Source organism: Ruegeria sp. CDSB117 (genome assembly GCF_059611005.1).
The window spans coordinates 65784-78218 of record NZ_JBXWOS010000020.1 but is presented as its reverse complement, the minus strand read 5'-3'; the positions used below and the strand labels follow the sequence as shown (position 1 = coordinate 78218).

Here is a 12435-nt window from a genome sequence, read left to right as displayed (position 1 = left end):
GATTGGTTCAACACTTATCTGAAGTAACTACAGCGCACGGCGAAGCGAGCATTGTGTTTTCATAGCTTCGTCCCAACGCACAGTTTACCGGGGCCAAGTCATTTGAAGCCCCAGTATTCTATCTCTCATGATCAGAGAAGCTGAAAGGAACGCTTGGCTAAAGGCTTGGGTGCAAAAAAGACATCATCGTTAACAGAAGCCTTCATTGGCGGGGTACAAGACCACTGGCTGTTTACTGAACAACACCGAAACACGAGCGTCCTGTGGGAGTTATGTGAAGCGTTCTCTGATTGAGTGGTCAGCTTGTCGGTATATAGCCAGCACAATCACCTAGCCCTGCCTGAATTCATCCTTTGACCATGCTTGCAAAGAACACCTGACATAAGCGCCAAGGCGGCAGTTGCAAATTAAATGAACCACTGTGACCGCTTTAAACAGATGGCAAACCCAATAAGATCAGAATTGCGAGCAATTCGGCCGTATTGCTAGTATCGCGGGGGAAACACCAGGTGTCTGGATAAATCCAGGATAGGCCGAAACTGCGCCTCAGAAATAAGGACTAACGATCACCTTTTGTCGAATGAGCTGTCAGGCTCTCCGACCAAACAGTTGAGCACCCACGGGTAGCTTGTGGTGACATAGTACCCGTACTGGCCATCAACGGTCATGCCATTGCACTCATCCAGATCGCCCGTCCCGGTAAACTCGTAGTCGTCAATATACGTCCTGTCCGGAGTACCACCCGGCCCGGTAGGCGGCGCAGGCCGAGGCGTGGTTTTGAGTTGGTAGCCGGAAATCGCAGGTCTTATAGTACCATCGCTGTCTTTGAATATCGTACCATAGATCGGGAATCCGTCAGCCGCGAAGCCGATAACTGGTGACGGCTTATCAAGGTCGTGATCCCGAAACAGCGCATTTGGATTGGAATGATAGTGATACCTGGCGTCTGGCTGGGCATGGGCATTGTGGAGATCTACGCCAAAATACTGATCGTAAGACGGCGGGTCGAGCAACCAGGGATCAGTATCCCGACACCCTGCCAGAACGTTGCCATTCTTGTCTGCACGTGGGCCGCTTGGGCGATAACACCCGGCCGAGAGCAAATCGACCGGCACGCCATTCAACAAAATGGCATCATAACTCCGTTGCGACAGCGCGGTTTGGTTGCGGGCCTTTTCCGGATTTCTGGGAATCCGAAATGTGCCTGACAATTCCCGCACATCGTTGGCGAAGTTGGCTGTAGGCCCATTGAAATCATGGTTAGGAATGCCATTGGTCTTGAGAGTTCAGTGCTGATCATCAGACGAGATTTCGATTTCGGAGTTAAAACGTTGCTGGCGGGTGACGTCTTCCACTGAAGCGGAATACACTCCCGCACAGTCGGCAGACCGGTTGCTGAGCAAAAGATCGGTGATGTCCTGAGCTGCGTTCTGCGCAGGAGCCTGAACGGCCGTAAGCCCTGTCAGAAGCGCGCAGAAGGTCAAGATCTTCACTCGCATGGCTCAATCTCCTCAGTGTTTCGAAATTTTCAAACAAACAAATCGCTCGATATGAGTTGATGCCTGTCACCCTAGCCTCAGAATGCGACGCGGTCTCCTCCTTTCAAATCCAGAATTTCTCTCGCTTGGTCGGGAGTTGCGACCTGACTGCCCAAATCTTCTACAATACGTCGAATTTTGGCGACTTGCTGAGCGTTGCTTTCGGCCAGTTTTCCACGAGAGATGAACAGGCTGTCTTCAAGACCTACGCGAATGTTGCCGCCCATCTGGCTTGCCGTCGTGGCAAGGGACATCTGTGCTCCACCTGCGCCCAAGACCGACCACCGATAGTCGTCACCGAACAGCCTGTCGGCAGTACGTTTCATGAAGATCAGATTGTCGACTTCGGGTCCAATGCCGCCGAGGATGCCAAAGATGAACTGAATGAAAATGGGTGCCTTGAACAGTCCGATATCCATGCAGAATTTCAGGTTGTACAAATGCCCGACATCATAGCATTCGTGTTCGAACTTGATGTCATGAGGCGCAAGCGTTTCCGCCGCCTCGCTAATGTCCCGGAAAGTATTGCGAAAGATGTTCTGATCGGAATTCGCGACATAGTCTTTCTCCCAATCAAATTTCCAGTCGTCGTCGCCATACCGGTCGGCCAATGGGTGAAACGAGAAGTTCATCGAACCCATATTCATCGAGCACATTTCGGGGCTGAAAGTTTTGGCCGGGTTAATCCGGTCCTGAATGGATAGTGTCAGCGATCCACCGGTCGATAGATTCACAACTGCGTCGGTAGCCTGTTTGATGCGTGGCAGGAAAGGCGCAAAATCATTCGGGTCAACCGATGGAGAACCGTCCTTAGGGTCGCGCGCATGCAGGTGCAGGATCGACGCTCCGGCCTCGGCGGCGTCGATCGCCTGCCGCGCGATGTCATCATAGGTGTACGGAAGTGCATCCGACATCGTTGGTGTGTGGATCGCTCCTGTTACAGCACATGTAATGATGGTCTTTTTCTGACGGGCCATGAGTTCAGTTTTCCTTGGATTGTCCGATGTGCTTTACGCGATAGCCCAGCGGGAATAGTTGCAGGTCATAACGGCTACGGATCACGCCCCAGATGCCTTTCGGCGCCTTGAGCATGACGACAATCGCAACCACTCCGAGAACGATGAGGTACGTTGTCCCAAGGTCGGCCAGCGTTTCGCGCAGCGCAAAGAAGACGAGTGTGCCGATGATCGGTCCTTCGATGGTACCGATGCCGCCGATTACGACGATGAAGATGACGAAGGCGGTCCAGTCGTTGACGCTGAACGCCGCATCCGGCGAAATGCGCAACTTTTGCAAGAAGATCAGCGCGCCGATCATCGCCGTGAACGCCGACGTGACGACGTAAACAATGAACTTCGTGCGCCAGATATCGATGCCGAGGCTACCGGCTGCCAGCTCGTTGTCGCGAATTGCCGTCAATGCCAAACCTTGGCGCGAGCGCAAGAAGAGATAAACGGCCGTCACCACCAGCACAGCAGCTCCGAGCGCCAGCCAATAACTGAGCGCTTCTCGCATCGCGCGCCCGGACGCCAGAGATTTGACGATGGCAACGGGCAGCGAAGATCCTGATCCCCCACCAAGCGCTGAGATTTGCGCGAAGCTCAGCCGAAAGACCTCTGCGATGACCCAGGTGCCAATGGCAAAATATGCGCCCCGAAGCCTGAAGATCAGAACAGCCACCGGGATCGAGATCAAAGCCCCCAGCACGCCTGCGGCTGCAATAGCAACCAATGGGTTCAGCCCACCCAGCATCGTAAGTGCAAAGAGCATATAGCCGCCAAAGCCCACATAGGCTTGCTGACCAACAGAGACGAGACCGGCATAACCCGCCATGAGGTTCCAAAGAGTGGCGAGGGACAGGTAGAGAAACAGCTCTCCCATCAGACGCATGTCGGCGCGGCCTGCCCACCAGGGCGCCGCAATCAGAACAAGCAGAGCAATTGCGGTGAGGATCGCGGCAGCTCGCGCTGCCTTTGATGATCGAGATACGGAATAATCTTGCAGATTCATCCAGAAACCCTCGGGAAGAGGCCGTTCGGACGAACGGCAAGAATGACAAGGAAAGCGATATGTCCGGCAAGCACTTGCCAGCCCGGATCAATCTTGGCTCCGATGGTTTGCGCGACGCCAAGGATAACGCCGCCAATTAATGTACCCCAAAGGTTGCCAAGCCCACCGATGATAACGGCCTCAAAGCCAAAGATCAGGCGACCGCCACCAATCGAAGGATCAAAGCTTGTTCGAATACCAAGCAGAATACCGGCGATCGCTGTCACACCGAGGGCCAGCGCCATGGCCAAGCCAAAGATGTGCCGACGATTGAGACCCATGAGCTGGGCGATGTCTTGATTGTCTGAAACGGCCCGGAATGCACGTCCTAAAGCTGTATGATAGAAGGTCCATTGCAGCCCCCAGATCACCGCGATCGCAATCCCGAAGGTCAGGAGCGGTAATATCCCAAGGGTCACTCCGCCCACTGCGACGCTTGCTGTTTCCAGGGTGCCAGCATTCAATGTTTGAGGGTCGGCAGTGTAGACCTCAAGCAACCCGTTCTGGATAATTACACTCAGCCCGAATGTCACAAGCAGCGGTGGAAGAATATCGTCACCCAGTGTTTGGTTCAGTAGGCCGCGTTGAAGGGCGTATCCAACAAGCGCCATTGCGGGAACTACAATCACCAACGCGGCCATTGGGTGCATCCCTGTTGCGGTCGTCACGGTCAGGCCGAGATAGGCAGCCAACACGATCAGATCGCCATGGGCAATATTGACGAGCCGCATGACCCCAAAAATCAACGACAGACCTGCAGCAAACAGCGCGTAGAGTCCACCAAGCAAAGTTCCCTGCACGATAGCGTTCAGCCATTCCATATTATTCGATCCCGAAATACGCGCGCGAAATCTCTTCGCGCGAAACGGTGTCAGACGCGCTTTCCAACGAAACGCGTCCCTCCTGCAGGCAATAGACCCGGCTCGAGACCGAAAGTGCCTTGGTGATGTCCTGTTCGACGATGATCGCGCTCATGCCCTCGCCGATGATGCCGGGCAGCGCCTCGTAGATGTCTTTGATGATGATCGGTGCCAGCCCCAAGCTAATTTCGTCGAACAGGATCAGATCAGGATTGGCCATCAATGCGCGCCCGATGGCGACCATCTGCTGCTGACCGCCCGAAAGCGATGTTGATGCCTGATCTTTGCGCTCCTCAAGGATCGGAAACAGATCATAGACAGCTTTCAGATCCCAAGGGCCCGAGCGACCAACTTGGGCTCCGATCATCAGGTTTTCTTTGACTGACAAAGAAGGGAATAACTGGCGACCTTCCGGAACCATGGCGAGGCCAAGTTCTGCAACCTCGTCTGCGCGAAGCCGGCTGATATCCTGACCTCGATAGTGAATCTGATCCACTCCGTTCGTCAGCAACCCGGTGATTGACCGCATCAGGGTCGTCTTGCCTGCGCCGTTTGCACCAATGATTGCCAGAACTTCTCCCTCGCCGACGTCCAATTCGACATCATAGAGCGCTTGGAAATCGCCGTAGTAGGAGTTCAAACCGCGTATCTGAAGAATTGAGTCAGGCATCGGCTTCGATCCCCAGATAGATTTCCTTGACTTCAGCGCTTTCCATAATTGCCTGTGGCTCGCCTTCGGCGATTTTTTTGCCAAAGTCGATGACGATCAGACGATCCACGACGGCCAGCAGCGCATGCACAACATGTTCGATCCAGATGATGGTGACGCCAGCGGCGTGGATGTCCTTGATGGTTTGGACCAGTGACTTGCACTCGGCTTCGGTCAAACCACCGGCAATCTCATCTAGCAACAGCAGTTTGGGCTTGGCGCAAAGCGCACGTGTTAGTTCTAGGCGTTTGCGCTCCAGCAAAGTTAGGGTACCGGCGAGAACGTTTGCCTTGGGCAGCAGTTCCGTTTGGTCCAAAACCTCCAGACAAAAGTTCTCGGCCTGGTGTCCATGCATGCCAGCTGATTGCGTGGCGGCGATCATCGCGTTTTCGAAAACAGTCATGCCCGAAAACGGCTGCGGGACCTGAAAAGAACGCGCGATGCCTGCATGGCTGCGCTTTGCCGCGCTCCATTTGGTGACGTTCTGCCCACTGAATTCTATCACCCCGGAATTGGATTTGAGCGTCCCAGTGATCAAGTTGAACATCGAGGTTTTGCCAGCGCCGTTGGGGCCTATTACCCCGAGTGCCTCGCCTTGCTGGACCTCATAGCTCATGGCATCGGCGACAGTGACCGCGCCAAATGCCTTGCTCAGGTCTTGGAGTCTCAAGATTGTCGTCATGATTCTCTCGGTTGGAGGGCTCGGCGCCAAGATTGGCGCCGAATGTCTGGTCAGCCCAGCAGTTTCATGTCTGCCGTTATCGGCACTTCGGGCGCGGTGCTGTTCGCAACAATCTGCAGTTCATAGGCGTCTCCGGACTTCTGCCACTGGCCACCGACCAGCGGAGTTTTGGTGACGTTGTTCATCGGTCCATCACCCCAGTTCACCGGCCCGACAATTGTGTTCAGGTTGGTGGATGTGATTGCCGAAATGATCGAAGACGGGTCTTCCAGATCATCAGCCCGTTTGATGACATCCGCGACGACCTCGAACAGTGCGTGTTTAAAGCCAAGGGGTTGAGTCCAAGGTCGACCCGACTCTGCGGTATAACCTTCGGCAAGGTCTTTCGAGGAAATGCCGGTGAGTGAGGACGAGAACGGATGATGCGGGGACCACCAGACCTCGGTCGACAACCCGTCACCGCGGTCTCCCAGCGATTCAATGACGGATGGGAACAGAAGTGCCTTGCCAATGGTCACGACCTTCGGGTTGAACCCTTGTTGGGCGGCTTGGCTCCAGAATGTTGCAAAGTCCGGTGGGATCATATTGCCTGTTACGATTTCGCAACCAGCTGCTTTGAAAGCTGCGATTTGATTTGAGAAATCGTCGGACAGAGGCTGATAGCGACCAGGATCTGTTAGCGTATATCCAGCGGCGGCCAGCGGTTTTGGTAGGCCAAGTTCCGCATCGCCCCATGCATTGCCGTCAGCATCGTTGGGGAAAAGACCGCCTACGGCTTTTGTGACACCCGTTTTATCCCACATATCAAGGAACGCTGCGATCACGTCCTCTAGGCCCCAGAAGAAGTGATAGGTCGTTTCAAACCCCTCACCAGGAACACCATTGCGACCAAAGAAGTAAGGCTGCCACGGGCAGTCGGTCGTGATGCAAGGAACTTCGTTTATCTCTGCCTGATCGGCGACAGGGTTCACAGTATCCGGAGTTGACGCCGCCACGATGATATCAACTTCATCACCCAAGATCAGATCTGCCGCGACCTCGGCTGCTCGGTTCGGGTTGGACTGGCTGTCTTTCGAGATGATCTCGACATTCCAGGTCTTGCCATTGTTATCCAACCCAGCCGAAAAGACCTGCTGTATGGCTTGAAGCACGTATTCGTCGGCCTCCGCGAAACCAGCCAGTGGACCAGTACGTGGGCTGACATTGCCAATCCTTAGCGTCGGGTTTGCCGCATAGGCACGCGTTGCCCGGAGGATGGCCGGAGCAGCGATTGCCGCCGTAGCCCCGGCAATAAAACTGCGCCTCGTGGCCGTTTTGAAAGTCCTTGTCATTACGTCCTCCCTTCACCGGCCTCCCGCCAGTGTTTGATTGATCTTACAAAGTCTTTTCGAGATTTTTCAGATGTGTCGCGACTCGTTGGCGAACTTGGTCTGCCTCGCCCTCGGCCCATTTTTTGAACCCTTCACCGGTTTTCATGCCTAGCTTGCCCGCTTCGACAAGCGACTTCAGGTAGGATGAAGGGCCTTTTTGCGTCTCGAGGTCGTGTAATACATTCTTATGGATATCGAGCGTCAGGTCGGTGCCAACCAGATCAGCATTCTCTAACGGCCCGAGGACCGCCAGCCGCCGTCCAAAGCTGGACTTGATCACAGTATCAACAGCTTCCGCGTCACAAATTCCGTTTTCAACCAAACTGACCGCTTCGCGCCACAGCGCATGCTGAAGGCGGTTGCCAATAAAACCCGGTACGTCCTTTTCGACCATCACCGGAGTCTTTCCAGCGTCCTTCAGCAGATCGAACATCGTCTGTGCGATCTCGGGGTCCGTCCATTCCGTCTTGATGACTTCAACCAACGGGATCATGTGCGGCGGGTTCCACCAATGTGTTCCGAGGGCCCGGTTTTTCAACCTTAACCCAGACATGATCTGAGTGATCGGCATGACGGAAGTATTTGATGCGAGAATGCAGGTCTCTGGTGCGTGCGCTTCAATCTCAGCAAAAATCGCTTGCTTAAGCTCCAGCTTTTCCGGCGCCGCTTCGAATACAGCATCGGCGTTTCGAACCGCACCTTCAGTCGTCGCAAAGATCTCAATCATTTTTAGGGTTTTTGTGATTGTGACCTCGTCATCCCCCATCGCGGCCATGCTGGCGCGGATGCGGTCGGGCACGGTGGCTCGCGCCTCTTCAACGGGATCCGTGATGGCAACGTATTGACCTGCTTTTGCTATGGTCAGGGCGATACCGTGCCCCATAAGCCCCGCGCCAATTACTGCTATCCGCTGTTTCTTGCGCACCATTCTTTAACCCGCCGTATATCCGCCGTCGGCATGAAGGATATGCCCGGTGTAAAAATCAGATGCTCGCGACGCGAGAAACAAAAGCGGACCCGCTAGGTCTTCAGGCTCACCCAGTCGACCTTTGGGAACACGGGTCAGGAAGCCATCGCGCACTGCCTTTGCTTCGTCAGTTTCTTCGAACATCCAAGCCGTCAAAGGCGAGCGGAATACCGTCGGCGCGATCGCATTAACGGTGATCCCTGTTGGACCCAGCTCACATCCCAAGGCTTTGGTTATCCCGTTTACTGCAGCCTTTGACGCGCAGTACGCCGTGTAGCCGGCGGGGTGTCCTAGGATGCTGCGCGCGGAACTGACAAAAATGATCTTGCCATATTCGCTTTGCTTCATGTGCGCCGCCGCCGCGCGTGCCAAAAGCCAGCTTTGGTTCACGTTGGCGTCCATCACTGCATCGAAGGTCTCCGGCGCCATTTCGTTGATCGGCGCGACTTTGTTCATGCCGGACGCGACGACGAGAATGTCGAGCTTACCAAAGTTGTTGACGGCTTCAGCGACCAATGCGCCACAGGACGCTTCATCGGTCGGGCGCGTGTTCACCGCAACGACGGTCGCACCAAGCGCCTCGCACTCTTTGGCAATCTCGTCGAGCGCGTCCTGATTGCCCGCCGCCAGAACGAGGTTGCAACCAGCTCCGGCCAAGACATGGGCAGCAACCATGCCAAACGCACCCGAGGCTCCGGTGATCAGCGCGACGTTTTCATTAACGTCAAACATCTTGAGTGGATCAGACATTCTTTTCGTCCTCAGCTTTCTGGCGGATACGGAATGACCACCAGCATTTTGCAGGTGTGGTTGGTGCGGTTTTCAATTTTGCGTATTTCGCCCGGTGCGATCGTGCAGCTATCCATGGGCCCAAGGATGGTTTCTGTGCCGTCAACGATGACAGTCATTTCACCTTCCAGAACGACGTAGACTTTTTCAAAAGGCGTAGAGTCCGGCCCGGCACCTCCGCCTGGTAGGAACTGGCTCAAGCCAATCCACTGATTTGTCGGCCCGCCTTCTTCAAACCCCTGTAAGCGAAGCCCATGACACCCAATGTGGTTCGGTGCTTCGTAGGGTTGGGCGTCTTGAAAACGCTTCAGATACATGTCCGTCTCCGCTCAGGTTTAGTGGCGGCCACCGGAATACCGGCGACCGGTCCGTGAGTGTTCAGAACTCTTCGCCAGCCTCGATACGGTAGGACTGGTTCTTGTCGATCATCGCAACCAATCGGATAATGCAGCCGTCGCCACGGTCCCAATTCCAAGGGAAGAACGCGAAGGTACACCGTTTACCGGTCACCGCATCCAGATCACCTCCGACGTTTTCGATGCCGAGAATGCCCTTTGAGAAAAGCATGTTGTGAACTGGCTCCCACTCGGGGAAATCAACCTCCCACGGTGTCCCGCCTGACCACTCAAGATACTCTTTTTCGAGATGAGGCATGATCGGACCATTTCGCTGCGGGCCAATGGCCGTGGCCAGCGGGTGATCGTTCGCCTGCGTATCGTGGCCAACAACTTTCACACCTTTTTCGATCATCCACTCCGCAGCGGAAGGAACGAGACCTGGGCAATAAGCAAAGTAGTCACCATCTTCATACTGCTTGTGCCAGCCGGTGTTGATAATCAGCACATCGCCTTTGCGGATCGCATGCCCACAGGCTTTCTCCAGATCATCTCCGGTAATCTGCTCCCATTTCTTTTTGGGCACGGAAACCACGAGGCCCGAGCCAAAGAAATGCGGCAGAGGCACCTCATCGATGAACGGTGTTCCCTGAACGACATGTGCAGGTGCATCAATATGCGTGGTCACGTGCATCGTCGTCGTGATCGTCTGCGACAGAACCCCCGACTTGGCCATATAGTGCTTTCGGTCGATCTGAACGTCCTTGAAATACGGCCAGTTGGGACACTGAAACCCGTATCTGTGGCTCAGGTTATAGAACTCGAGCCCCATATCGTTGTCGGTGTTTGCCTGAAACTCAATGCCGCGGATTTCGACCATTGGGCATATCTCCTCTGTTCGCCGGCAAAGCGGCGGTGTTCGGTTTTCAATTGTCTGGGTGGCCTCCCCACCTGTCCCGCATGATGATGCATACGCATCGTATTACGGTCAACTAAAAACTCACTATACGGTTGACTTGCACCGCATTGTGGTACAAAACTAAGAAATCGCTAAACATCCGGAACTACGGTCCGAAGACAGAATGGGATGGGTTAAATGTCTGAAAAAGCTGATAAAGGTGGCATTCAGGTCATTTCCAGAGCGGCCTCGATTTTACGTGTACTGAAAGAAAACCAATCCGGAATGAGCTTGGGAAAAATCGCCGAGCGTGTTGACCTGCCCCGCTCTACGGTACAAAGAATCACAAGTGCACTTGCTGAAGAAAATCTTGTCATAGCAGATGCAAATGGAGGTGGCTTGAGGCTCGGTCCCGAACTGAGCGCTCTCGCGGGGGCGGCGCAGTACAGCATCGTCGAACACTGCCGACTGCTTTTGACGGAACTGACCCAAAAGACCGGGGAAACCACAGACCTCGCCGTCATGCGCGGTATTGGCATGGTTTTCTTGGATCAGGTACCAGGCGTTTATCGATTGACTACAGTTTCGCAAGTGGGAGAGGTTTTTCCGTTGACCACCACGGCAAATGGCAAAGCTTGTCTAGCTCAACTTGGTAGAGAAGCAGCGACTAAACTCATCCAGAACGAATGGGAACGGAATGGTATCCGAAGAAGCTTGGATGAGTTCCTTTCCGAACTTGATACAGTCCGCGAACAGGGCCTTGCCTATGATTTGGACGAGCATTCCGCCGGTGTCTCAGCTATAGGCTTTTCTTTCGTAGACTGGATCGGAGACCTGCACGCGATCTCAATTCCAGTGCCAACGACACGATTTGCGCGACAAAGAGCAACCATCGAACAAGCGCTTATCGAGACATCCACAAATATACATCAAACCTTCCAATAGTCTTGTGAAGCTGACTTGAGGCAGTTTGTTCTCGCGACCGACCTTGTCTGGCAGCGCGCGCTTCCAACGAAAAAAGTCCATACATTACACCCAACGGATTGCGGCTAGTTCCGCATGGTCGCGAAGCTGGACGTTCGTGTTGAATTGCAAGTTTCGCAATCATTGGATGCTTGTCGACATCGTAACGAACCAGGAACGTCGCAGTACGGGTGTTATGTGAAGCGATCTCTGGTTGTATCATCGGCCATCTGGGTCGTCATCACTCCAGTGCCCCAATTCATAGATGCCCTGTTTTTTCATACGACGTATAAAAGCAAGGTAGTTTATCACCTGATCGACCTCATCCATGTCTCCGGTGGCATAGGCGACTGCAATCATCTTGAACTGAGCTTCAGGATCCTCCGCTACTTTTTCGTCACACCGATCCACACTATTTTCAGTCCCAAATGAAGCGGTCCGTACTTTGTCCACTTCACCCTTCATCTCATTGAGATAGGCCTTCTTACTGAGTTCGGGGGCGTTCTCGCCCAACTTAACCACGGCCTCCCAAATTGGATTGAGCCGTTCAAAAAGATCATTTTGACCATCAGTCATGTCTCTTCACCTCGCAGTTTAACAATTGCTTGTAGTTGGCCTTTAGGGAAAACTGACAGCGACCTACGCAATGAAATACTTGTAACGATCCATTGCCTGCAGACTGCCCTGGCTAAAGGGCCTCTCTGGTTACCTGACCCGACGCACGAATCCCTATGCAAAGCCGTCCTATTCCCTTCGATTGATTTTGAAGACCCAATCCGATATCCAGTCTGGCTGCGTGTTCAGTGTCAAAGCCGAGCCCAAGACCAAAGAAGCAACCGATGGAGGGTGCCATGTAGTTCTGAAACTGCATGAAAGGCCACAAACATGGCCCACTACAAACGCAAACGTCCCCGCACCGTGTCTGGGAATGGGTACTCGCGCCTGGGTCTGAGCCGTCGTCTCGGAAAAGACCTGGATGATGTCCGGTGGCTCGGCAATTGGCCGCGTGGCCACGACATCATCTTTCACACACGTCCAACAAGACGCAAATCCAAGGCCCTTGGGCTTGGCATCCTGAAAGGCGCTGATAGCGTTGCCTCGCCCCCTACCGTGTTCGCCACGTGGCAGATCCGCAGGAACAGGCGGCTTCGCCGTCTGGCCTGCAAATCAGCCCTGATTTTCCAAAGAGGAAGTCAGAGCAAACGAAACCGTCTGTGGGAGTCTGAGATGGGGGAATTGAGTCAGTTTATGACGCAAACGTCAAATTCAACTGAT

The 12435-nt window shown here is 54.1% G+C and carries 14 protein-coding genes; 1 reads left to right on the top strand and 13 read right to left on the bottom strand.

Going from position 1 to position 12435, the window contains the following annotated elements:
- Positions 1 to 566 precede the first annotated feature (566 nt).
- The 12 genes from AC2FJC_RS19250 to AC2FJC_RS19195 form a co-directional block, all read right to left on the bottom strand.
- Positions 567 to 1211, bottom strand: coding sequence for a YHYH protein (locus AC2FJC_RS19250; protein ID WP_496740858.1), 645 nt, complete (start codon positions 1209 to 1211; stop codon positions 567 to 569).
- A gap of 75 nt (positions 1212 to 1286) precedes the next feature.
- Positions 1287 to 1499 (bottom strand): hypothetical protein, encoded by a 213-nt coding sequence (locus tag AC2FJC_RS19245; protein WP_496740856.1) that lies wholly within the window; start codon positions 1497 to 1499, stop codon positions 1287 to 1289.
- 77 nt (positions 1500 to 1576) lie between these two features.
- Positions 1577 to 2515, bottom strand: coding sequence for a 3,5-dioxohexanoate:acetyl-CoA acetone transferase (kce, locus tag AC2FJC_RS19240; RefSeq protein WP_496740854.1), 939 nt, complete (start codon positions 2513 to 2515; stop codon positions 1577 to 1579).
- A gap of 4 nt (positions 2516 to 2519) precedes the next feature.
- Positions 2520 to 3548: a branched-chain amino acid ABC transporter permease gene (locus AC2FJC_RS19235; protein ID WP_496740852.1), complete on the bottom strand. Its 1029-nt coding sequence runs from the start codon at positions 3546 to 3548 to the stop codon at positions 2520 to 2522.
- Positions 3545 to 4408 (bottom strand): branched-chain amino acid ABC transporter permease, encoded by an 864-nt coding sequence (locus AC2FJC_RS19230; RefSeq protein ID WP_496740850.1) that lies wholly within the window; start codon positions 4406 to 4408, stop codon positions 3545 to 3547. The genes AC2FJC_RS19235 and AC2FJC_RS19230 overlap by 4 nt, the downstream gene beginning before the upstream one ends.
- Before the next feature lies 1 nt (position 4409).
- Positions 4410 to 5117: an ABC transporter ATP-binding protein gene (locus AC2FJC_RS19225; RefSeq protein ID WP_480567684.1), complete on the bottom strand. Its 708-nt coding sequence runs from the start codon at positions 5115 to 5117 to the stop codon at positions 4410 to 4412.
- On the bottom strand, positions 5110 to 5838 hold the full coding sequence (locus AC2FJC_RS19220) for an ABC transporter ATP-binding protein (RefSeq protein WP_496740847.1): 729 nt from the start codon (positions 5836 to 5838) through the stop codon (positions 5110 to 5112). The genes AC2FJC_RS19225 and AC2FJC_RS19220 overlap by 8 nt, the downstream gene beginning before the upstream one ends.
- Positions 5839 to 5888: 50 nt before the next feature.
- Positions 5889 to 7169, bottom strand: coding sequence for an ABC transporter substrate-binding protein (locus AC2FJC_RS19215; RefSeq protein WP_496740845.1), 1281 nt, complete (start codon positions 7167 to 7169; stop codon positions 5889 to 5891).
- A 43-nt stretch (positions 7170 to 7212) separates the two neighbouring features.
- Positions 7213 to 8136, bottom strand: a complete 924-nt coding sequence (locus AC2FJC_RS19210; RefSeq protein WP_496740843.1) for a 3-hydroxyacyl-CoA dehydrogenase family protein — start codon at positions 8134 to 8136, stop codon at positions 7213 to 7215.
- Positions 8137 to 8139: 3 nt separating this feature from the next.
- Positions 8140 to 8925, bottom strand: a complete 786-nt coding sequence (locus tag AC2FJC_RS19205) for an SDR family NAD(P)-dependent oxidoreductase (RefSeq protein ID WP_496740842.1) — start codon at positions 8923 to 8925, stop codon at positions 8140 to 8142.
- 11 nt (positions 8926 to 8936) lie between these two features.
- The gene (locus tag AC2FJC_RS19200; RefSeq protein ID WP_496725694.1) at positions 8937 to 9281 is read right to left on the bottom strand and encodes a cupin domain-containing protein; all 345 of its coding nucleotides are present in this window, start codon (positions 9279 to 9281) and stop codon (positions 8937 to 8939) included.
- 61 nt (positions 9282 to 9342) lie between these two features.
- Positions 9343 to 10179, bottom strand: a complete 837-nt coding sequence (locus AC2FJC_RS19195) for a cyclase family protein (protein WP_496740841.1) — start codon at positions 10177 to 10179, stop codon at positions 9343 to 9345.
- Between the two features lie 216 nt (positions 10180 to 10395).
- Between AC2FJC_RS19195 and AC2FJC_RS19190 the strand changes: the two genes are divergently transcribed.
- Positions 10396 to 11142, top strand: coding sequence for an IclR family transcriptional regulator (locus AC2FJC_RS19190; protein WP_496740839.1), 747 nt, complete (start codon positions 10396 to 10398; stop codon positions 11140 to 11142).
- Positions 11143 to 11379: 237 nt separating this feature from the next.
- Here the strand turns inward: AC2FJC_RS19190 and AC2FJC_RS19185 are convergent, their stop codons facing one another.
- On the bottom strand, positions 11380 to 11736 hold the full coding sequence (locus tag AC2FJC_RS19185) for a hypothetical protein (RefSeq protein ID WP_496740838.1): 357 nt from the start codon (positions 11734 to 11736) through the stop codon (positions 11380 to 11382).
- Positions 11737 to 12435: the final 699 nt, after the last annotated feature.